Source organism: Mesorhizobium sp. WSM4935, from assembly GCF_029625735.1.
Taxonomy (GTDB): Bacteria; Pseudomonadota; Alphaproteobacteria; order Rhizobiales; family Rhizobiaceae; genus Mesorhizobium.
On sequence record NZ_JARTVR010000004.1, the window covers coordinates 565,655 to 584,586 of the forward strand.

The 18,932-nt window shown below is 61.6% G+C and carries 24 protein-coding genes and 1 pseudogene; 20 read left to right on the forward strand and 5 right to left on the reverse strand.

The features are described from left to right. Positions 1-262: 262 nt before the first annotated feature. Positions 263-612, forward strand: a pseudogene (locus tag P9273_RS32350) (DUF4112 domain-containing protein). A gap of 27 nt (positions 613-639) precedes the next feature. Here P9273_RS32350 and P9273_RS14410 read toward each other — a convergent pair. Together P9273_RS14410 and P9273_RS14415 are read right to left on the reverse strand one after the other, a co-directional pair. Then, positions 640-900: a DUF6074 family protein gene (locus P9273_RS14410; protein ID WP_278049485.1), complete on the reverse strand. Its 261-nt coding sequence runs from the start codon at positions 898-900 to the stop codon at positions 640-642. Positions 901-1,272: 372 nt separating this feature from the next. After that, entirely contained in the window at positions 1,273-1,854 is a 582-nt protein-coding gene (locus P9273_RS14415) for an amino acid synthesis family protein (RefSeq protein ID WP_040999716.1), read from the reverse strand. A 161-nt stretch (positions 1,855-2,015) separates the two neighbouring features. On the opposite strand from P9273_RS14415, the gene P9273_RS14420 reads away from it, so the two are divergent. The 12 genes from P9273_RS14420 (at position 2,016) to P9273_RS14470 (ending at position 13,697) form a co-directional block, all read left to right on the forward strand. Continuing rightward, positions 2,016-3,815, forward strand: coding sequence for a helix-turn-helix domain-containing protein (locus P9273_RS14420; RefSeq protein WP_040999718.1), 1,800 nt, complete (start codon positions 2,016-2,018; stop codon positions 3,813-3,815). A 175-nt stretch (positions 3,816-3,990) separates the two neighbouring features. Continuing rightward, entirely contained in the window at positions 3,991-4,968 is a 978-nt protein-coding gene (locus P9273_RS14425; protein WP_040999720.1) for a flavin reductase family protein, read from the forward strand. Positions 4,969-4,990: 22 nt separating this feature from the next. Beyond that, positions 4,991-6,502, forward strand: coding sequence for an aldehyde dehydrogenase (locus tag P9273_RS14430; RefSeq protein ID WP_040999722.1), 1,512 nt, complete (start codon positions 4,991-4,993; stop codon positions 6,500-6,502). A gap of 31 nt (positions 6,503-6,533) precedes the next feature. Beyond that, a complete protein-coding gene (locus P9273_RS14435; protein WP_040999724.1) occupies positions 6,534-7,610 on the forward strand; it encodes an LLM class flavin-dependent oxidoreductase in 1,077 nt (358 codons plus the stop codon). A gap of 2 nt (positions 7,611-7,612) precedes the next feature. After that, positions 7,613-8,440, forward strand: coding sequence for an alpha/beta fold hydrolase (locus P9273_RS14440; RefSeq protein WP_040999726.1), 828 nt, complete (start codon positions 7,613-7,615; stop codon positions 8,438-8,440). Between the two features lie 254 nt (positions 8,441-8,694). Next, on the forward strand, positions 8,695-9,528 hold the full coding sequence (locus P9273_RS14445) for a transporter substrate-binding domain-containing protein (protein ID WP_278049487.1): 834 nt from the start codon (positions 8,695-8,697) through the stop codon (positions 9,526-9,528). Between the two features lie 55 nt (positions 9,529-9,583). Next, positions 9,584-10,558, forward strand: a complete 975-nt coding sequence (locus P9273_RS14450) for an amino acid ABC transporter permease (RefSeq protein ID WP_040999729.1) — start codon at positions 9,584-9,586, stop codon at positions 10,556-10,558. Then, positions 10,555-11,298 (forward strand): amino acid ABC transporter ATP-binding protein, encoded by a 744-nt coding sequence (locus P9273_RS14455; protein ID WP_278049488.1) that lies wholly within the window; start codon positions 10,555-10,557, stop codon positions 11,296-11,298. Before P9273_RS14450 ends, P9273_RS14455 begins: the two co-directional genes overlap by 4 nt. 109 nt (positions 11,299-11,407) lie before the next feature. Then, a complete protein-coding gene (locus P9273_RS14460) occupies positions 11,408-11,557 on the forward strand; it encodes a hypothetical protein (protein ID WP_278049489.1) in 150 nt (49 codons plus the stop codon). A gap of 300 nt (positions 11,558-11,857) precedes the next feature. Further along, on the forward strand, positions 11,858-12,073 hold the full coding sequence (locus P9273_RS14465) for a hypothetical protein (protein ID WP_040999733.1): 216 nt from the start codon (positions 11,858-11,860) through the stop codon (positions 12,071-12,073). A 655-nt stretch (positions 12,074-12,728) separates the two neighbouring features. Next, positions 12,729-13,004 carry a DUF6894 family protein gene (locus P9273_RS32355; protein WP_442920221.1) on the forward strand — a complete coding sequence of 92 codons (276 nt, stop codon included), beginning with the start codon at positions 12,729-12,731 and terminating at the stop codon, positions 13,002-13,004. Positions 13,005-13,298: 294 nt separating this feature from the next. Further along, positions 13,299-13,697, forward strand: a complete 399-nt coding sequence (locus P9273_RS14470) for a response regulator (RefSeq protein WP_040999735.1) — start codon at positions 13,299-13,301, stop codon at positions 13,695-13,697. Positions 13,698-14,275: 578 nt separating this feature from the next. On the opposite strand, the gene P9273_RS14475 is transcribed toward P9273_RS14470, so the two are convergent. From P9273_RS14475 to P9273_RS14485, 3 genes are all read right to left on the reverse strand, one after another. Continuing rightward, on the reverse strand, positions 14,276-14,488 hold the full coding sequence (locus P9273_RS14475) for a hypothetical protein (RefSeq protein ID WP_040999737.1): 213 nt from the start codon (positions 14,486-14,488) through the stop codon (positions 14,276-14,278). A 114-nt stretch (positions 14,489-14,602) separates the two neighbouring features. Further along, complete coding sequence (locus P9273_RS14480) at positions 14,603-14,785, reverse strand: hypothetical protein (RefSeq protein WP_040999798.1); 183 nt, start codon at positions 14,783-14,785, stop codon at positions 14,603-14,605. A 102-nt stretch (positions 14,786-14,887) separates the two neighbouring features. Next, a complete protein-coding gene (locus P9273_RS14485) occupies positions 14,888-15,079 on the reverse strand; it encodes a hypothetical protein (RefSeq protein WP_278049490.1) in 192 nt (63 codons plus the stop codon). A gap of 809 nt (positions 15,080-15,888) precedes the next feature. Between P9273_RS14485 and P9273_RS14490 the strand changes: the two genes are divergently transcribed. From P9273_RS14490 to P9273_RS14520, 7 genes are all read left to right on the forward strand, one after another. Next, positions 15,889-16,152: a hypothetical protein gene (locus P9273_RS14490; protein ID WP_040999746.1), complete on the forward strand. Its 264-nt coding sequence runs from the start codon at positions 15,889-15,891 to the stop codon at positions 16,150-16,152. Next, entirely contained in the window at positions 16,149-16,508 is a 360-nt protein-coding gene (locus P9273_RS14495) for a hypothetical protein (protein WP_278049491.1), read from the forward strand. The genes P9273_RS14490 and P9273_RS14495 overlap by 4 nt, the downstream gene beginning before the upstream one ends. A gap of 73 nt (positions 16,509-16,581) precedes the next feature. Further along, positions 16,582-16,824, forward strand: coding sequence for a hypothetical protein (locus tag P9273_RS14500; protein ID WP_040999750.1), 243 nt, complete (start codon positions 16,582-16,584; stop codon positions 16,822-16,824). After that, positions 16,821-17,210, forward strand: a complete 390-nt coding sequence (locus P9273_RS14505; RefSeq protein WP_278049492.1) for a hypothetical protein — start codon at positions 16,821-16,823, stop codon at positions 17,208-17,210. Before P9273_RS14500 ends, P9273_RS14505 begins: the two co-directional genes overlap by 4 nt. Positions 17,211-17,361: 151 nt before the next feature. Beyond that, a complete protein-coding gene (locus P9273_RS14510) occupies positions 17,362-17,547 on the forward strand; it encodes a hypothetical protein (RefSeq protein WP_040999752.1) in 186 nt (61 codons plus the stop codon). Beyond that, positions 17,544-17,873 carry a hypothetical protein gene (locus tag P9273_RS14515; RefSeq protein ID WP_040999754.1) on the forward strand — a complete coding sequence of 110 codons (330 nt, stop codon included), beginning with the start codon at positions 17,544-17,546 and terminating at the stop codon, positions 17,871-17,873. The genes P9273_RS14510 and P9273_RS14515 overlap by 4 nt, the downstream gene beginning before the upstream one ends. A gap of 485 nt (positions 17,874-18,358) precedes the next feature. Next, positions 18,359-18,604: a hypothetical protein gene (locus P9273_RS14520; protein WP_040999756.1), complete on the forward strand. Its 246-nt coding sequence runs from the start codon at positions 18,359-18,361 to the stop codon at positions 18,602-18,604. Positions 18,605-18,932: the final 328 nt, after the last annotated feature.

Below are 18,932 nucleotides of genomic sequence, written 5' to 3' on the forward strand. Positions count from 1 at the left end.
CAGGGATATCGGCGCGTCGACCTGAGCTCAACTTTTCCCCTGCTCGACGACGTGCCTCCGAACGGCACGCAAGCTAGATCGACCAGGCAAAACGATGTCTAGAACGGCGGCCATACGTCAGCCGAGTATGCTGGCCCCGACGGGGTCTGCCGGTAGGATACCTCGCCAGAGTCGCTAGGGCGGCAAGGTAGCCAGCGTCGTTGCGGAATTGGATTTCTTGGCAGCCTTGCTCGACTCACGCTGGCGCATTCCCGGAACTAATTTGTTCGGTCTGGATGCGTTGGTGGGGCTGGTGCCCATACTCGGAGACGCAGCCACTGGCATCGTGTCGGCCTATATCGTGTTGCGTGCCCGAAGCTGCGGTGCCGCAATTTCTTGGTCGCCAGGATGTTGGGGAACGTATTGCTCGATACGCTTGTCGGTAGCGTCCCCATTCTGGGCTCAATCTTCGATGTGTTTTCAAGGCCAACAATCGCAACATCCGGCTGCTTCGCCGTCACCTTGGTAAGGCGGACGTTCGCAGCCGCTCTGCCGAGCGAGCGGCTTGATCGGCACACCCGAGGAACTTTATTGGTTTATCGGACGTTCCCCGCCGGCCATAAGCCCACTTAGAATTCCACTCGGTAGTCTCGGCATTGCCTACAACGACAGCTCGCTGGGCAGAGCCGACTGAACGGCGTCGAAGAAGCGACGCACTTCATCGCGCGCATCGTTGGCGTTCTGCCCGCGTTCGATTGCGACGGAAAGCAGATGGGAGGCAGTTTCCCGCCAGAGCTGGGCCGCTTCGTCGCTCGGGAGCCGAGCGATCGCGCCGGCCACGATACGAATGGTGGGAAGCTCCCGGCTGAGTGGGAATGCATGCACTGACATGAACGGAATACCTGCGACGTTCCATGCCAAGCTAACGGTCGAAAAGGAAAGAAAGGCTTAAAGCACCCGCAACGTCCGGGGTGCTTAGGGCTTCGCGAAGCTCGACTTTCTCAAGGGGCCCCATTGAGATCAGCAGCGCAGCCGAGTTTTTGGGCGTGGATCGCTGACAAGCGGATGCGCGGCAGTGTTGGCGCCGAAGGCGCGCTCGCAAGCGTTCGATTTTCGTGTCCACGGCGGTCGAGCATCGATCGCAGTGAACTATTATCTTTTGTGACGTGTTACGCAGTTTGTTACACAGCCGCGAATGACCGCATGGGCCGCGTGTCGGCCGTTGAGGTCAGCTGTGAGTATTCTTGAAAGCGGACGTCATCGACGACAACGCAAAGGATGTCGCGCAAAGCATTACGTCGCGGCTTCCTGCTCGATCTCCTTCATGTCCTGGAAACGGTCCGCTATGCGCGGATGGACCCGTCCGCCGTCCGCCGCGCCGATAGCCACGACGATCTCGTCCGCGGCCGGTCCATCAGCGATCTGAAAGTTTGCAGTGATGAAATGCGAGCGGCGGCCGTTCTCGCTCTTGTGCATCATCGGCAGTGACAGCAGCGCGCCCGGCGCGTTGCGCGTGTTGCAGAACTCGAGATAGGTCGTGCCGCCGACGGCGTCGCGAAACACATTGCCGAAGCGCAGCGTGTGGATCATGGCCGAGGCGTGCTCGATCTCGCCGGCGACGCCGACGGCCGCGGCTTTGCCGTAGCTCTCGATGCGCTCCGCGGGCGTGAGCTCGAGCAGGCGCCGCGTCAGTTCGTGGCCAAGCCGGGGCGCGATGGCCACGATCTCGGGCCGCAGGTTCTCGACGAAGCCGCGCCCCGCCCATGGATTGCGCAGCACGGCGGCGACGACGATCGAGGTTATCGGCCTCGCGCCCGGTTTGCCGCCTTCGATATGCACTTCCTCGATGAAGGTGCAGACTTTTCGCAATTCCATGATTTCGAGCCCTGTTGATGGAAGCCCAGCCTAGTCAGCCCCGTCGACCAGGTATTCCTCCGGTTCGTAGGAAGAATCTGCGTGCACCCCGCTTGGAAGCAGTGTAGCGTTGGTACATCCGCGACGGCTTAGTAGGCCCTTCGCGAGGCAGAAGACCGGGCGTGGACCACCAGTCGCAAATTCTCTCTTTGCGGGACGCCGCCAGCCTCATCAATTCGGGTGGCGATCTCCAGTCGGTGCTGCGCGATCTCGTGCTGGCAGCCTGCCGCCATGCCAAATGGACGCTAGGCTCGATCATGAGCATCGATGCGCCGCATGGCCACGCCTATGTCATCGTGCGGCATGACCCGACGCTCATCCAGCGCACCTTGCCGGACCGCTGGGAACTCGCGACCAGTCCCTCGATCGTGGCGCTCAACCGCAACGAGCCTGTCTATATCAGGGACGCGCGGGTATCCGAGGAGTTTCCGGGCTATCGCCGCGAGGCGTTCGAGCGCGACTACCGCAGCGTGCTCGTCATGCCGATGAACTGCGTCGACGAGGCCGGCCGGCCGATGGTGCTGACCGTGGTCTCGCGCGAGATCACCGAAGTGAGCGCCGAGGATATCGCCTTCATCGGCATGATCGTGCATCTGGGCGAGATCGCGGTGGAGAAGCAGCACCGCCTGCGCCAGGAAAAGCAGGCCGGCGAGCGCCTGCAGCGCGCCCTGGCTGCACACACCTCGCTTCTGCAACAGGCCCTGTCGGAAGGATCGGTGGCCGCGCTCGCCGACAAGGTCGGCGAGCTGCTGCCCAGTCCGGTCGTGGTCATCGATTTCCATGCCAATCTGGTCGTCGCCGGCCGCTCGCCGAGCGAAGCGCATTTCGACGCCGCGGCCTGGCAACAGGCCGTCGGCGGCGCGCTCAACCGGCAGATCGTCAAGGTCGCGCGCGGCGCCTCGGAGGCGCGCCAGAACGAGACGCTGTTCGTCGACGACGGCAAGCACCGGCTGAAGCTTTCGGTGCGCATCGAGCCGCTGACCATCGACGACGAAGTGGTTGGCGCGCTGATGATTTTCCCGACGCCGCAGCAGTCCGGCCAGCTCGACCAGATGCTGCTCGACAGCGCCAAATTCGCGCTCAGCGTACAGATGATGCGCAGCTTCGTGCGCTTCCGCTTCGAGACCAGATCGCTGACCGAGCTCTTCCTGGAAGTCGTCGAGCGCCGCTGGCGCGAGGAGGCCGATATCGTCAATCGCGCCCGTCGTTTGGGGGTCAACCTGACGACGCCGCATAGACTGATCGTCGTCGACTATGCCGACGAGGCCAAGGACGGCAGCGGCGGTCTTGCAGATCCCCACCATGCATTGGTCCGGCTGCTGGAACAGGCGGGTCTGGGGGGCGCTGTCATCGCCGTCGAGGGTGGTCTCGTCTGTTTGGTCGCGGACGATGCGGCGCAGGATGGCCTGCGAGTGGGTAAGCTGCCGAACAAGATCGCCGCAGAGCTTGGCCGCTATTTCAAGCGCGAGCCGGCGGTGCTGGTTTCCGAGACGTGCGCCGCGCTGGCCGATTACCCGACCGCATGGGAACGCTGCCGCCGTATGATCCGCATCGGCCGCTCCTTCGGGCGCACCGGCGTCTTCGCCGGCCAGGATTTTGGTCCGCTGCCGATGCTGGTCGCCGCCGCCGACGTGCCCGACGTGCGCAACTTCGTCGACAAGAGCGTCGGCGCGCTCATCGCGCATGATCGCGAGCACGGCACGCCCTATCTGGATACGCTGTTTGCGTATCTGCGCGAAGGCTGCCGCAGCCAGGCCTGCGCCGACGCAATCGGACTGCACGTCACCACCTTGCGCTACCGTCTGTCGCGCATGGAGGAATTGTTCGGCATCAACCTCGACACACCCGAACAGCGCTTCGCGGTCGAGCTGGCGATTCGCCTCAGCGGCATTATCGACAGCCGCGTGCCGGCCTTCCCCTAGAACTGCTCCATCCGAACATTGCTGCCATTATGTCAGATCGCGTGTCAGGCACGGGCACGCCGCGCTTCCGCTTGCTCGGGTCGGCAGCAGCGCGTCGTGAACCTTTCCTACAGATCGGAGGAAGAATGGGCGCCGGCTCCTGCCTAGCTTCCGTCCAACGATGTGGAGGAAGACAATGGCGGATGCGATGGCACAAAGGACGATCGACCCGATCGCCTTGCGTCGTGCCTTCGGCACCTTCCTCACCGGTGTGACCGTCATCACCACGCGCGACGGCGACGGCAATCCGCGCGGCATGACCGCCAATTCCTTCACCTCCGTCTCGCTCGACCCGCCGCTGCTGCTAGTCTGCGTCGGCAAGTCGGCGGCGAGCTTTCCGGCCTTCAACGAGGCGCAGTCCTTCGCGGTCAATTTCCTGCATGAGGGGCAGGCCGATGTATCGTCGGTGTTCGCCTCGAAGGCGGCGGACAAGTTCCAGTCGGTGAACCATGACCGCGCCCATACCGGCGCACCGGTCCTCACCGACAGCCTGACTTGGTTCGACTGCACCGTCCACAACCGCGTCGAGGCCGGCGACCACATCATCCTGATCGGTCAGGTGCAAGCCTTCGGGACCAGCCCGTCGGCGCCGCTCGGCTTTTGCCGCGGCCGCTACGCCAGCGTGAAGGATCCGCTGCCTGCCGGTTGGCTCGCCTCGCAGGACATGATCATCGGCTATCTGGTCGAAGCGGGGAACCGCATCCTTCTACGAAGCGACGGTAAGGGCGGCTTCGTGCTGCCGACGGGGCGGCGCCGCAAGGCGGACAGCAGACTGGTGCTGGACGGCGGCGAGGCGCTGAGCCTCGTCCCGGAAAACACCTTCCTTTATTCGGTGTTCGATGTCGCCGACAGCGACCCAGGTTATCTGATCTATCGCGCCGAACTGAGCCGCGACGGCAGGCAAGCCACGCTGCCGGACAACCATGCCTTCTTTCCCGTCGACGCGCTGCCCTATGACCAGATCGCCACCCACGAACTGCGCGCCATGCTGCGCCGCTATGCCCGCGAACGGCAGGACAAGCGCTTCGGCATCTACATGGACAGCGGCGACGGTGGCCGCGTCGCGATGATCGACGGCCCGTCGCAATCGTGGACGCAGGCTGCATCCGAATGACGATCCACGCAGGACAGACAGCATGAAAACGACGGTCGCATCGCTCGAAGGGTCGCGCCAGAACCTGTTCATCAACGGCGCGTTCGTGGCGCCGAAGAGCGGGCAATATATCGACAGTTACGATCCGACCACCGGTAAGCCCTGGTACCAGTTCGCCGAAGCCAGCGAGGAGGATGTTGGCGCGGCTGTCGCGGCGGCGCGCGCTGCATTTGCCGATCCGGCCTGGCGGCGTATGACCCAGACCGACCGCGGCAGGCTGGTGCGCCGGCTTGCGGAACTGGTGCTGGAGCGTGCCGACGAACTGGCGCTGATCGAGACCCGCGACAACGGCAAGCTGCTCAAGGAAATGCGGGCGCAGATGCGCGCCATGCCTGACAGCTACACCTACTTCGCCGGCATGGCCGACAAGCTGCTTGGCGACACCATTCCGGTGAACAAGCTCGACATGCTCAACTTCAACCTGCGCGAGCCGATCGGCGTGGTCGGCATGATCACGCCATGGAACTCGCCGCTGATGCTGCTCACCGGCACGCTAGCGCCGTGCCTGGCGCTCGGCAATACGGTGGTTGTCAAGCCGTCGGAGCATGCTTCGGCCTCGACGCTCGCTTTGGCCGAGCTGATCATGGAGGCAGGCTTTCCCACCGGCGTCGTCAATGTGGTGACCGGTACAGGAGCAGTCGCGGGAGACGCGCTGACGCGCCACCGAGGCATCGCCAAATTCGTCTTCACCGGCTCGACCGGGACCGGGCGGCGGATCGCCGCCAATGCGGCGCAAAACCTCATTCCCTGCTCGATGGAACTTGGCGGCAAGTCGCCACATGTCGTTTTCGGCGACGTCGATATCGAGCATGCCGTGAACGGTGTCGTGTCCGGCGTCTTCGCCGCCGCGGGCCAGACCTGCGTCGCCGGATCGCGCTGCTTCGTCGAGGCGAGCGCCTATGACCGCTTTGTCGACGCGCTTGTCGAGCGCACCCGGCGGGTGCGGGTCGGCCTGCCGATGCTGGAGGACACCGATATCGGCCCGCTGGCGCTGTCGGCGCAGCTTGCCAAGGTGGAGGGCTATGTCGCTTCCGGTGTGCGCCAGGGCGCCAGGATCGCGGCCGGCGGCAAGCGGCCGCAGGCGGACGAGCTTGCCGGCGGCTGGTATTTCGAACCGACCGTCATGACCGATGCCGACAACGGCATGGAGTTCATGCAGGAGGAGCTGTTCGGCCCCGTCGTTGGCGTCGTCCCGTTCTCGTCGGAGGACGAGATGATCCGGCTCGCCAACGACACCCGCTACGGTCTCGCCTCCGGCATCTGGACACGCGACATCAACCGCGCGCTGCGCTTCGCCAGGGATGTCGAGGCCGGCACGGTCTGGGTCAACACCTACCGCGCCTCTTCCTTCATGTCCGCCAATGGCGGCTTCAAGGAAAGCGGCTACGGGCGGCGCGGCGGCTTCGACGCCATGGAGGAGTTCTCGCGGCTGAAGAACGTCGTCATCGACTATTCGGGCGCCATGCAGGATCCCTTCGTCATCCGCCTTCGCTGATCAAACCCGACGCAACGACAGGGAGACCCACATGAAATTCGCCGTTTCGCTGACCATGGAGCGTTTCTCGCCCGACATCCCGATGGAAAGGGTGAAAAGCAACCTGCTGGAACTGGCGCGCATGGCCGACGAGGGCGGCTTCGAGACCCTGTGGACGGCGGAGCACCACACGGTCGAATGCACCATCTCGCCCAACCCGCTGATGACGCTGACCTGGCTTGCGCAGCACACCGAGCAGATACGGCTCGGCACCTCGACGCTGGTCGCGCCCTATTGGAGCCCGATCCGGCTGGCGGGCGAGGCGGCACTTTGCGACCACCTGACCGGTGGGCGGCTGGAATTCGGCATCGCACGCGGCTCCTACCAGTATGAATTCGACCGCATGGCCGGTGGCATGCCGCAGCAGGAAGGCGTTGCCTATCTGAAGGAACTGGTGCCGGCGGTGAAGAGGCTTTGGGCCGAGGATTATGCGCATGACGGCCACTACTGGAAATTCCCGTTAGCCGCCGGCGTGCCGAAGCCGCTGCAGAGACCGCATCCGCCGATCTGGGTCGCCGCGCGCGACCCAGGTACCTTCGACTGGGCGGTCGGCATCGGCGCCTCGATCCTGTCGACGCCTTTGTCGGCGCCGCCGTCCGAAGTGGCCGTCCTTGGCGAGAAATTCCGCAAGGCCGTCGCCGATCATCCGGAGGTGCCACGGCCGCGCCTGATGATGCAGCGCCGCACCTGCGTCTACGAAAGAGAGCAGGACTGGGAGGTCGCGGTCGGCCACGCCATCAATTATGGCCGCGCGTTCGAGAACCTGTTCCAGAATATCGGCACCGTGCGCAACGGCTTTCCCGAAGCCGTGCCCTACGAGAGCGTCAAGGGCAAGGATAACTACAATCCGGAAAACATCCGCCGCAACCTCATGTTCGGCACGCCGGACGAGGTGATCGAAAAGCTGCTCGACTACGAGGCCGCGGGCGTCGACCAATACTGCCTCGGCCTGACGTTCAATCTGCCGTTCGAGCTGCAGAAAAAGACGATCAAGCTTTGGGTCGACCAGGTGATGCCGGTCTTTGCCGCGCGCGAGCGCGACAAGGCGCGCCAGGCGGCGAGGGCGTGAGAATGGCGCGCTCCGGCCAGCTCGATGTCAAAGGCGTGCTGCTCAACTGGCGCCTCGAGGGCGAGGGCGGCGTGCCGCTGGTCTGCATCCATGGCGTCGGATCCTATCTAGAAGCCTGGAACGGCGTGGCCGAGCGGCTGAAGGATCGCTTCGCGGTCCTCACCTTCGACCTGCGCGGCCATGGGCGCTCCAGCCGGGTCAAGGGCCGTTACGAGATCGACGACTTCGTCGGCGAGACGCTGGCGCTGGCCGACCATCTCGGGTTTTCCACGTTCAATCTGGCGGGATTTTCCTTGGGCGGTCTGATCGCGCAGCGCCTGGCGCTGACGCATCCCGAGCGCCTGCGGAAACTGGTGCTGCTGTCGACGGTCGCCGGCCGCACGCCTGAGGAGCGGCATGCGGTGCGCGGCCGGTTGGCGGCGCTGATGGCGAGCGACGCCTCGGCGCACCATGCCGCCTCGCTGTCGCGCTGGCTGACCGAGGATTTTCAGGAGACCAACCCCGGGATCATCGCGGAACTGCGTCGGCGTGACGCCGAGAACGACCCCGACTGCTACGCCGCTGCCTACCGGGTTCTCGCCGAAACCGATTATGGCGGCATCCTCGACCGCATCACCCGTCCGACGCTGATCGTGACCGGCGAGAACGACCAGGGCTCCAGCCCGCGCATGGCGCGGCTGATGCACGAGCAGGTGCAGGGGGCCGAACTCGCCATCCTGCCCGGCCTTCGCCACTCGATCCTGATCGAGGCGCCGGCGCTTGTCGCTGAAACGATGGCCGGCTTCCTGCTCAGCGCCGGCCGCGGAAGCGGAGCCGTCGCGCATGAGTAGCGGTCTTCGCGGAGCGGAAGGGCCGGCTTGCCAAGCGGCACCTGGCCGAAAACACGCCGAAACATTCCCCGTGAGCGAGGGAAGGACGACGGCAAACATCCGGCGCGGAAGCGGAAGACCGGACTGGCCGGGCACCGCTAAATCCGCGAGCCGTCGGCGGGACGCCGACCTCGTCGGCAAGGATTGCGAGATCATGACCGGCTGAATGGCCATGACCGCATGGGACTGAACAAACAACAAGGGAACACACGAAAATGACATTCTGGAACAGACGACAGCTGACGATGGCCGCACTCGCGCTTGTGCTTGGCTCCTATCCCGCCCATGCCGGCTCCGTGCTCGACCGCGTGATGGCGGCTGGCACGCTCAAGGTGGCGACCGACGCCAACTGGGCGCCGCAATCCTTCATGAACGCCAACAATGAGCTTGATGGCTTCGACGTCGATGTCGCCAAGGCGATCGGCATGCATCTTGGCGTCAAGGTCGAGTTCGTCACGCCCGGCTGGGACATCATCACCGCCGGCAATTGGGCGGGCCGCTGGGACATGCATGTCGGCTCGATGACGCCGACCAAGAAGCGCGCCGAGATCTTCGATTTCCCGACGGTGTACTATTACACTCCCGCGGCGGTCGCAGTGCACAAGGACAGCAAGGCCAAGACGCTCGCCGATCTCGACGGCAAGGTGGTCGGCGCTACCAGCACCTCCACTTTCGAAGCCTATGCCAAGAAGGACCTGACCCTCGACGCCGCCGGGGCGCCGCCCTTCGAATACAAGCTCAATCCGAAGGAAGTCCATTCCTATGAGAATTCAACCACCGCCTTCGACGACCTTCGCCTCGGCGACGGCGTGCGCCTGGATGCTGTGGTGTCGTCGCTGCCGTCGATCCTGGATGCCATAAAGGCAGGTTATCCGATCAAGCAATTGGGCGAACCGGTGTTCTACGAGCCGCTGGCAATCGCCATCGAGCATGGCGATCCGGAATTGTCGGCGAAGATCGCCGACGCCGTGAAGGCGATGAAGGCGGATGGCACGCTGAGCAAGCTCTCGGAAAAATGGTACGGCCAGGATTATTCGAAGACGAACTGATCTCTCCCAAGGCGGCCTGCCATTTAGCAGGCCGCCGAACCGCCGGTGCTCAAAGATGCTCTACCCGGATACCGTCGAGGCCGAAGTCCTCGTTCACAAGCCCTGGTTCGTGGCGACGATGTTCGGCGTCGTCATGCTGGTCTTCATGGCGTTCAACCTGTCGGGCACCGGCTTCGCCGAACTCATGCGCCCGGTGATCGGCGAGCCGTCGACGAGCGGCCTCTACGGGCGTTTTGCCGTCGGCTTCGCCGTCGCGGTGATCTTCACACTGAACGTCGTCCTGATCGGCTTCGCGCCGCTCAAGCTGCAGATCGGCATCGTATGGCTGGAACTGCTGCTCCTGTTCATCGCCTTCTTCGAGACATTCCACCTCAGCCTGCCTTTCATCCGCGAGAAGCTGCCGTTCCTGATCAGCCAGGGCGTCGTCACCACGCTCTATGTGTCGGCTATGTCTATCGTCATCGCTTCGGTCATCGCCGTGGCGGGCGCGGTCGCCAAGCTCTCCAACAATGGATTCGCTTATGCCATCGCCAGCTTTTACACCTCGTTCTTCCGAGGCCTGCCGCTCTTGATGCAGGTTTATCTGATCTATCTCGGGCTACCGCAGCTCGGCTTCGTCATCAATGCCGTGCCCGCCGGCATCCTGGCGCTGTCGCTCTGCTACGGCGCCTACATGACCGAGATCTTCCGCTCCGGCATCCAGAGCATCGACCGCGGCCAGTGGGAGGCCTCGCGCTCCATGGGGTTCGGCTTCGCGCTGACCATGCGCCGCATCATCCTGCCGCAGGCATTGCCGGTCATCATTCCGCCGACCGGTAACCAGTTCATCTCGATGCTCAAGGATTCCTCGCTGGTCTCCGTGATCGGCGTGTGGGAGCTGATGTTCCTCGCGCGCACGCTCGGCCAGAAGACCTTCCAGCACATGGAGATGCTGATCTCGGCTGCCATGATCTATTGGGTGATGTCCATCTGCCTCGAGCTGATTCAATCCCGCATCGAACGGCATTATGCCAGGAGCAAGGTGCGATGAGCGCTCAAGCCATCATTGAGGCCAAAGCCGTTTCCAAATGGTACGGCCAGTTCCACGCGCTGAAGGATATCAACCTGACGGTCCACAAGGGCGAACGCATCGTCATCTGCGGGCCGTCCGGTTCGGGCAAGTCGACGCTGATCCGCTGCTTCAACCGCCTCGAAGCGCATCAGGAGGGCGAGATCGTTGTCAACGGTGTCACGCTGCATGGCAGGATGAGCAACGTCGCCGCGGTGCGGTCCAATGTCGGCATGGTCTTCCAGCACTTCAACCTGTTTCCGCACATGACGGTGCTGATGAACTGCATGGCCGGACCGATGTGGGTCAAAGGTGTGCCCGCCGCGGAGGCGCGCCAGACGGCGCTCCAGTTCCTGGAACGGGTTCGCATCCCCGAGCAGGCGAACAAGTTCCCCGTCCAGCTTTCCGGCGGTCAGCAGCAGCGCGTGGCGATCGCCCGCAGCCTGTGCATGAAGCCCGATGTCATGCTGTTCGACGAGCCGACCTCCGCGCTCGACCCGGAAATGGTCTCGGAGGTGCTGGACACGATGACTGAGCTGGCCCGCGACGGCATGACCATGGTTTGCGTGACGCATGAGATGGGCTTCGCCCGTGCCGTGGCCGACCGCGTCATTTTCATGGACGCCGGACAGATCATCGAGGAGGGCACGCCCGACGCGTTCTTCGGCAACCCGCGTCACGATCGGACGAAGGTGTTCCTCAGCCAGATCTTGAAGCATTAACGTTCCAGGAAAGACTGCTTTTTCGCCTTCGCCTTCGAAAAAAACGGACAGTCCGCTGCCGGCCCCATCTAGACATCGAGCGCCCGGCCGGTAAGAGCGCCCGTTATACTTGGTCGACAAAGCCGCGTTCGCCGATCTCCTGAAGCACATGCTGAATGCTCTCCGGATCGAGCGGATTCCGATTGTCGCGACGCTGCTGGGGCCATTGGGCAATTCCTCGCGGGCGATGTCGGGCAACACGTCAATCGCCTTGTCCTAACCTCGGCCAATGATGAACATTCCACGCCAGAATCGTCTCTCGTCAACTCGCTCCCATCGTGACATCGAAAAAGAACAACGGCATACCTCCACACTCTGAGATATTTTCTCGGGCCTTTCAGCTCGACTTTCGATCGAAATGAATGTTCCTGGGTGCTGTAAAAGGCTGCTTGCGCACCTGTGTCAAATGTGAATGCGGGGCGCTTCTGTAAGGCTTAAGGTTCATACGTCGTCCGGTTTTGTCATGGGGCACGGACGCTGGGAGCGAATAGCACTCTCGCCCAACCGCTAAGGCGCTGAGATGCACACCCAAATCATGGAACCGTCCGACCTCGAAATGCTCACTCGCGTGCTGCACCACATGTGCAGGCAAGAAGGGCATCAAATGGACTCTGACGATGGGCAGAACCTCGCCAGGAAGCTGGTCTATCTCTTCCAGAGCGGCGTCGTGGATGAGTTCGACCTTATGGATACCATGGAAGCTTGGTCCCGGGAGAACCAACGCCGCTTTGGCTGAACGAGCGGGGGAGGCAAGACGGGACGCAGTTCGGCTATAGCGGAAGATTAGGGCCTAAGGCTTCCTGGATGTCCTATATTCGGATTCCCAAGGGAGAACGTCGACGTCAGGCTGGAAACCCGAAGCGATGTATTCGTCCCGCGAAATGTAACCGCCCCTCGATCCCTCGATCACACAGATAAATGGCGGGACGCCCGGGCATCGATAAATGCCAACCCACTTCGGCGCTGTGCTCTTCATCATCAAAGAATTTCATTACCAGTGATTGGTGTCGCCATCTGTTCTGATGATAAACGGCCGAACGCCCTGTCCTAGCGGCGTACAACAGGCCGAGTTATTGCTTGTGATCCCGGAGCCCGAAACGCCTAATGCTAAGTCCCATGCATCATGGGAAAACGACCCTTGAACGGGCTTTTGATCTCGCCAAGTCCGGGGCCTACGCCAATTTCCGCGAGTGCGGACAAAGCTGAAAAAGCGAAGGGTACGATGTCTGGCATTTGGAGGGGCTGCCCTCCGAAGGCAAATCAATCAGCTCATCAAAACCGCGAGAGAGAACGCCACCAAGATTTAGACGTGGTGAGCGCGTCGGGTGCCTCTGCAGATGTCGCTGCCTTAGCGTGAAATGTGAATGCGCGGCCGTCGCCCACCGTACACCATGGCTCATGTCTCGCTATCTGTTCGAATTCGTCTTGAACGGCCAACGTGGCTTGGCGGACACCTTGGTGGACTTGCCGATCTCGGGGAAATACGGCGAGAGGCACTGTGGGCTTTGCAGGACATCGCGATCGGCGAGATCATTGCGAGCGACCAAGAGCAGACTCTGTCCGTTAACGTCCGAAACGAAAATGATTTGCCCGTCTATTCGGCAACCATCACAATTTCCGAGAGGTGGGGTTCGGATGGCAACTCCATGGCCAGCTCTGGCCGATAAGCGGCCCGACAGTTCCGCGTTGGGGTTGCGTTGGGTGTTTCCATCAACACGGTTTCCAAGCCGTGGTCAACGCCCGCAAGTTTGCGCCGATCTGGATCAACGTGACTTCGAAGCGTATCCAGCGCGACATTTGGACCTCTGTCGGCGTAAAGGCCAGAACACTTCGACCGTGAAGCAGCCGATCGAAGGGATACCAAGCTCATCGTGTCGTGGCCGGTGGGCTGTCGGGCCAAACATCTCAGGGAACAAATAGGCCTGTAAGACGTTGGAAGTCGGTTAGGGGTACCCACAAAAATGAGCGATGGCGCGGTTCTGGTCGTTGAAGACGAGACGATGATATTGCTCGACATTGAGTCCGCGCTTGAGGAAGCTGGCTTTGAAGTAGTCGGCTTGAGCAGCGCCGCTGAGGGCCTCGCTGCCTTTGACACTGATCCTGAAAAGTTCCGTGGCGTTGTGACTGACATTCGCCTGGGCAGCGGCGAGAGCGGATGGGAGGTCGCTCGCCATATCCGCCGCGTCAATCCGACAATTCCGGTCGTCTATGTCAGCGGAGACAGCGCAATACATTGGGGCGCGGAAGGCGTTCCGAATAGCATTATGATCACCAAGCCTTTCTTCCTTCCTCAGGTCCTCACAGCGATTTCAACACTGCTGAACCAACAGTCGCCGCTCGATCCCTCCGCGCAAAGCTAGACGCTAAATCTCAAACTGAGGCACTACCAATGGGCGGCGTCATCGCGAGCCCTGCCGGGAGTCTTGACGGCCAATTCTATGCCAAGAGGCGCGTCGCTACGGGACGAATGTTTTGTCCGAACCGGCGGCCAACCGGATGCTTTCGCCAAGTATCCAAGTTCTCCTTGCTCAGTCTGCCTGTCGCCTTATAACTCAGCTATCGCCGTAACTAACCAAGGACTGTCGGCGGCTGAGAGACGTAACCGCGCTCCCGTCTGCAAAAGATCGGAGCGGCATCATGCCCCAAGACAAAGACCGTGCCATTGCTGAAAGATGCCCGAGTCCGGCTACAAGCGATGAGCAGTTGCTCAAACGAGAGCATACATAGAGCACGCCAAGCGGATGCTGGTTGAGACGGAATTGCTGCTTGATGGGCATAGATCACGCAAGCAGTCTGAGCTTGGGGATAAACCCGGTCAAATCTCAAGCTGAAGCACTACTCGGCCATTGTCTGCTTACGGCCCCCCACAGCGACCTGCTAGATCTGCATCATGTCCGGACCAGATCATTGGAACAGTGGCTCGTCGCTGCTAAAGACCCTATTGCTCCACTCCAAGGCGAAGCCGGACCGAAGCCTCTAGGTCTTTGGCGAACCCAAGCGCGAACTGAAGAACCGCCGTCGAAGCGACCGATCCTTGGCCCTCGATCGCGATCGGCAGTTCTATTTTGCCAGCGGTTGAGGTCACGCGAATATTGAATAGAAGCTGGCCACTGGGCCGCTCCTCAACTGTTACCAATTCGACAGTTGCCATTCTCAGTCTCCCACTCGTCGGCCGATCCCCTGCCTCGCTGGGAAACGCAGTTTCGGCTCCAATCACGATGGCGGCTGTTGCCGTGGACACCTTCTGGCCAACGAAAGGGCTGGTTCAAATTAGGCGGTTGCGCTCTGCGAGTTCGCGTGCCCGCCTTAGAGTGCCGTCGGTATCGGCGATCCGGCGCCTTGCTGCCTCGTCCGTTCTGATCGTCAGCCGCGCCGACATAATCTTGGGCGACTTGGCGACCGGCACGATCACGGCGGGCGGCGCATCCGGTGTTTTCATGGTTCTCATGGGCATTATCCTTTCAAACGAATGCTCCGGAAGGCAGGCGACATTCGGCGGTTGCTTCATCACCGGCCCAGGAGCGCCGAACCGCAGTATCGGCCTTGCCAATCAGGATTCCCGGCCGGCCTCTTCCCGCCGCTTGGCGTCCTGAATGTTCAATTCGCCAGCGATCTTTTCTGCCCGTCGCGTCTTGATGCCGATCATCATTTTTTTCTCAAACTCGGCAGGTTGGCCGGTGAAGATGTCGATAACGGTGCAACTGTTCGGCTTGTCCATCCGAAGCGCGTAGCGCTTTGCCATGCTGGCATCCTTCTTTGTTTTCGGCCTCGACGAATGCTGACCGGTCAGGCTTTTACGATGACAAAAACCGAGGCCAGCACAGCGACAATCCAGAGCGTGACGCACACCTTCAAGGCGAGCGGCCCATATGAAGGGAGCGCCGACGCCACGAGCGTCCCCGCCATCCCACTCGCGCCAGCGCGCCCCGTCGCGACAGCGAGCGGCGCCTTGGTGCCAAGTTTGCCGAAAGCGCGGGGCGGTTTGCCCGTGGACAAGACCCCGGATGTGCCCAAAACGCCAGGCTTCACAGTTGGCGAGGCTGTCGGACGGCCAAGCTTCGACGGCAACTTCTTTCTTACGGGGGAACTGGTGCGCATATCCTTCTATAGACTGCTTGCTCCGCGATAGATAGGGAAACCGAAATTATTAGCCAAGTCGTCAAAATTATCTGCCTCATAAATGCGGGGCGTGAAAAATATGCCGTTCGATGCGGGATTTTCTGTCGATTTTTTGGGTGCGGTGGTCGAATTTTATTTAACCGAAAAAAATAAACGCCATCACCGCCTTGTAGATCGCGCAATTATGGCGCATATATAAAATCGTTGATTTGGTCGAGATGGCTTCGTGATCATGAAGCCTCGCCATCCGCTTCCGAATTTTCGATAGTGAATGCCTTGCGCCGCTCCCGGCGCGGGCATTTCGCTTCGTTCGAACTCTGAAATGATACCGGTGCTGACCACGGATGTACTGGCAGCACCGGACATCGTTTCGGCGGTTCGGTTGCGATCGAAGCGGAAGATCATGCGCCTGTTTCCGCAGAAAGCTCGCAAATGGCCACTCGCACCACGCAGACCGTCGTTCGCTTCAACTCGGCATTCGTGCTGCCGGGTCTCGACGCGCCGCAGCCGCCCGGAGACTATCGCGTCGATCTCGACGAGGAGCCTCTCGAAGCGGCTTCTCGCACCGCATGGCGCCGCGTGGCAACTTTCATTCACCTGCCGGCGATCTCCGCGAAGGGATCCACGCAGCAAATGGTGCCGATCGAACCGGCCTCGCTCGAGGTCGCGCTCGACAAGGACCGGAGGCAATCATGACGACCCTCATGCAACGCAACGCACAACCAATCCAGCACGGAGCCCCGACGCGTCTTTTTTACATCGGACAGGCGGTCCGGCTGAAAGGCGGTCCCGGATCCGGCCCCAGGACCGGCGAAATCTATCGTGTCACCCGTACTCTCCCGCTGAGGGGGAACTCGCCGCAGTACCGCATCCGCAGCGACGCTGAACCGCATGAGCGGGTGGTGACGGAGGACAGGCTGGAACCGGTCGACGAGATGTCGGACGGCGGCATGAGACTCATTGAAAGGACGTTCGGACATGGCCAAGGGACAGAAGCGCTCGAACAGAGAGATCAGGAAGCCGAAACAGGACAAGAGTCCGGTCAAGTCTGAGAGTTTGCTCGGCCAAATCAAAGGTTCCGGTGGAACCCACGCCCAAAGCAAGGGCAAGGGCTGACGGACTCCTATGAAGGTCGTGATCGAATTCTATCGCACGCGCCTTGCCGACGACGCGCACGCCGTCGTCGGCCGTGAAACCGTGGACGCGGCCGACCTCGACGCGGCGATCGAGATCGCGCGGCTTCTAGCAAAGACGCTGAACATGCCCCAGTGGCCAGATGCGGTCGCCATTGCCGACGCCGAGGGTGCGACGATCTATTCCAGCGTCACCGCCGCGCAGGCGGACATAGACAAAGGGCCGACATCATGAACGCAAGCGACCTTCGCACCGATGCCGCTCGCGACGCCTGGCCTCATCTCCGCGAGGAAAATGCAGGCGGCGCGCGGGCTTGCGACTTTGGGGACCATCAATATGGCCGTCGCGTTGAAGCCGAGCGTTCCTGGACCGTCTATCACGTCTTCACCGGCATTCCCGCGCATGCGAACGGCGCCTCCATGATCGGGCTCAGCCAATCGGAAGCGACGAGAGGCACGCTGTGCATATCCTCAAACAGGTTGAGCAATTGCGAGATCAAGCGGTGCCCTCGAGGTCGTCAGGGCTCGAATGATTTCATGCTGCCGGGCGATATGCCGCGCGCCATCGTGGACGTGACGCGCGGCAGTCTCCATCTCCGCTCATGCATTCCTAGAGTTTAGCATTATCGAACGATGATTGAAGTCAGTACCGATGAGAGAGCGCCCCTCGGTTGGTGCAAAGGGAGGCCCACCAAATGTTGGCCGCTCCAAGACGCCGTTGGAACTTAGCGGTGGCTGCCATGTTGATTTGCGTTCAAACCGGAGCACGACCATGGCCGATCTCGCAAACGGGAACAAATCAAACGACGCTCCCCGCCTGGAGCCCAATCCCGCCACGCCTTCGCCTGCAACGGAGAAGGTGTCCGGATCCGGACCCGCGATCGCCGAGCACTCCAAGGACGCCAAGGCGCCCAAGAGCGGCCGTCAGCTCGGTGCCTATGTCAAGGACAACAGATGAACGTCGCCAACCTGCAGCTTGAAGGGCTTATGATGGCGGTCGCCGCGATCAACAATGCCCTGGTGCACCAGGGTGTTCTGTCGATCGACGCTATAGATGAGGCGTTACGCAAGGCCGAATCGTCCGTGACATCCGACGAGCGTGTTTATGAAGATATGTCACCGGCCCACAGGGAAGCGATCTGTTTCCCCTTAAGGCTCTTGCAGCTCGCCAATCTGTCCCAGGACGAGACTGGGGTGCCGCCCTTTGCCGAGCTCGCACGGCAGGTCGGCCTGACCAAAGACGACGCCGGGGATTTGAGGGATCGCGAAGGTGGCGTGGGCTAAGCCGCATCGCGCAGGCTCGCCTCGACGAATGCCGTTGGCGCCTCGTGCGCCCAAACGACCTCGGCGTCATCATATCTCAAAGCGCAGATTCCATCGGGGCCTCGGGCGCCACCCAAGAACGGCCGCTACGAGAAAACCGAAGGCACGAACGATGCCGGCTACCAAACCAAGCTCATAGCGCGCCATCTGTCTCGTTGGCTCAACAAGGGATGCAACAGGTTGTGGTCTGATTGGAGCACAGCTTAATGAGAGCCTACGAGGTCGAGATAATGGCGGGCGAGGTCCCGCTTTCCCACAAGTCACTACCGCCGAAACGCCCATGGCTGCCGCTGCAAAGGCAAACGGGCGGCCGGTGGAGGACAGGCGGTCGGAAAACCATTGGGCCCCTGTGACGGATCACGAGAATTGGACCGTGTACAAGTCCGCGTTCCAACGGAACACATAGTTGGAGAGGCCGTTCTCCTGTGCCACCTAGGAGCGCCTCCATGTTCAACCCTATGCTCAATCTAAGTCTCTCCATGATGGAAGGCCAACAGGTGGTCTGGCTGCGGCTCCTGTACATTGGTCAGGGCGGGAAAGGTGCCGAGCAGGAGGCCGAACGCATGCTCAGTGAGAAGATCGACGCCGCTGTGCACGCCGGGATCATGCTGGCTACCGGAGCGACGCCGGCGGCAATTGCGCGATACTATCAAAGGAAGGTCAGGGCCAACCGCATACGGCTGTCACGTTGACCTCGGCTCATCGTTGCCGACGTTCTCTCAAAACGGTGTCTCGTGTGCGTCGAAGCTGATCTCCGCAATGTGGAGCAACCGGCCTGCCACGTCCCTGATATGCACCGCAAGAGTCGCATTATTCGATCCTGGCGCATATCTGCCGGTCGCATTCCTGATCATATCACCCAGATAGGTCTCGAACCTCGGTGCCTGAGAACGAACATCATTGCTCCCGCCCCAGCCGAGGAGGGGCAGACAATGTTCCAGGCCAGTGGATTTCTTGCGCGGTTCAAAAAATCCATCGGCTTGATCCAAGCCGAGACCGGCACTGTGTCTGAGCGACAAG

Coding starts and splice junctions, on each gene's coding strand:
- P9273_RS14435 (WP_040999724.1), top strand. CDS start 6,534: ATGAAATTCGCCGTTTCGCTGACCATGGAGCGTTTCTCGCCCGACATC.
- P9273_RS14470 (WP_040999735.1), top strand. CDS start 13,299: ATGAGCGATGGCGCGGTTCTGGTCGTTGAAGACGAGACGATGATATTG.
- P9273_RS32355 (WP_442920221.1), top strand. CDS start 12,729: ATGGCTCATGTCTCGCTATCTGTTCGAATTCGTCTTGAACGGCCAACG.
- P9273_RS14520 (WP_040999756.1), top strand. CDS start 18,359: ATGTTCAACCCTATGCTCAATCTAAGTCTCTCCATGATGGAAGGCCAA.
- P9273_RS14425 (WP_040999720.1), top strand. CDS start 3,991: ATGGCGGATGCGATGGCACAAAGGACGATCGACCCGATCGCCTTGCGT.
- P9273_RS14440 (WP_040999726.1), top strand. CDS start 7,613: ATGGCGCGCTCCGGCCAGCTCGATGTCAAAGGCGTGCTGCTCAACTGG.
- P9273_RS14500 (WP_040999750.1), top strand. CDS start 16,582: ATGAAGGTCGTGATCGAATTCTATCGCACGCGCCTTGCCGACGACGCG.
- P9273_RS14445 (WP_278049487.1), top strand. CDS start 8,695: ATGACATTCTGGAACAGACGACAGCTGACGATGGCCGCACTCGCGCTT.
- P9273_RS14455 (WP_278049488.1), top strand. CDS start 10,555: ATGAGCGCTCAAGCCATCATTGAGGCCAAAGCCGTTTCCAAATGGTAC.
- P9273_RS14480 (WP_040999798.1), bottom strand. CDS start 14,785: ATGAGAACCATGAAAACACCGGATGCGCCGCCCGCCGTGATCGTGCCG.
- P9273_RS14515 (WP_040999754.1), top strand. CDS start 17,544: ATGAACGTCGCCAACCTGCAGCTTGAAGGGCTTATGATGGCGGTCGCC.
- P9273_RS14465 (WP_040999733.1), top strand. CDS start 11,858: ATGCACACCCAAATCATGGAACCGTCCGACCTCGAAATGCTCACTCGC.
- P9273_RS14430 (WP_040999722.1), top strand. CDS start 4,991: ATGAAAACGACGGTCGCATCGCTCGAAGGGTCGCGCCAGAACCTGTTC.
- P9273_RS14495 (WP_278049491.1), top strand. CDS start 16,149: ATGACGACCCTCATGCAACGCAACGCACAACCAATCCAGCACGGAGCC.
- P9273_RS14510 (WP_040999752.1), top strand. CDS start 17,362: ATGGCCGATCTCGCAAACGGGAACAAATCAAACGACGCTCCCCGCCTG.
- P9273_RS14450 (WP_040999729.1), top strand. CDS start 9,584: ATGCTCTACCCGGATACCGTCGAGGCCGAAGTCCTCGTTCACAAGCCC.
- P9273_RS14475 (WP_040999737.1), bottom strand. CDS start 14,488: ATGGCAACTGTCGAATTGGTAACAGTTGAGGAGCGGCCCAGTGGCCAG.
- P9273_RS14490 (WP_040999746.1), top strand. CDS start 15,889: ATGGCCACTCGCACCACGCAGACCGTCGTTCGCTTCAACTCGGCATTC.
- P9273_RS14485 (WP_278049490.1), bottom strand. CDS start 15,079: ATGGCAAAGCGCTACGCGCTTCGGATGGACAAGCCGAACAGTTGCACC.
- P9273_RS14415 (WP_040999716.1), bottom strand. CDS start 1,854: ATGGAATTGCGAAAAGTCTGCACCTTCATCGAGGAAGTGCATATCGAA.
- P9273_RS14505 (WP_278049492.1), top strand. CDS start 16,821: ATGAACGCAAGCGACCTTCGCACCGATGCCGCTCGCGACGCCTGGCCT.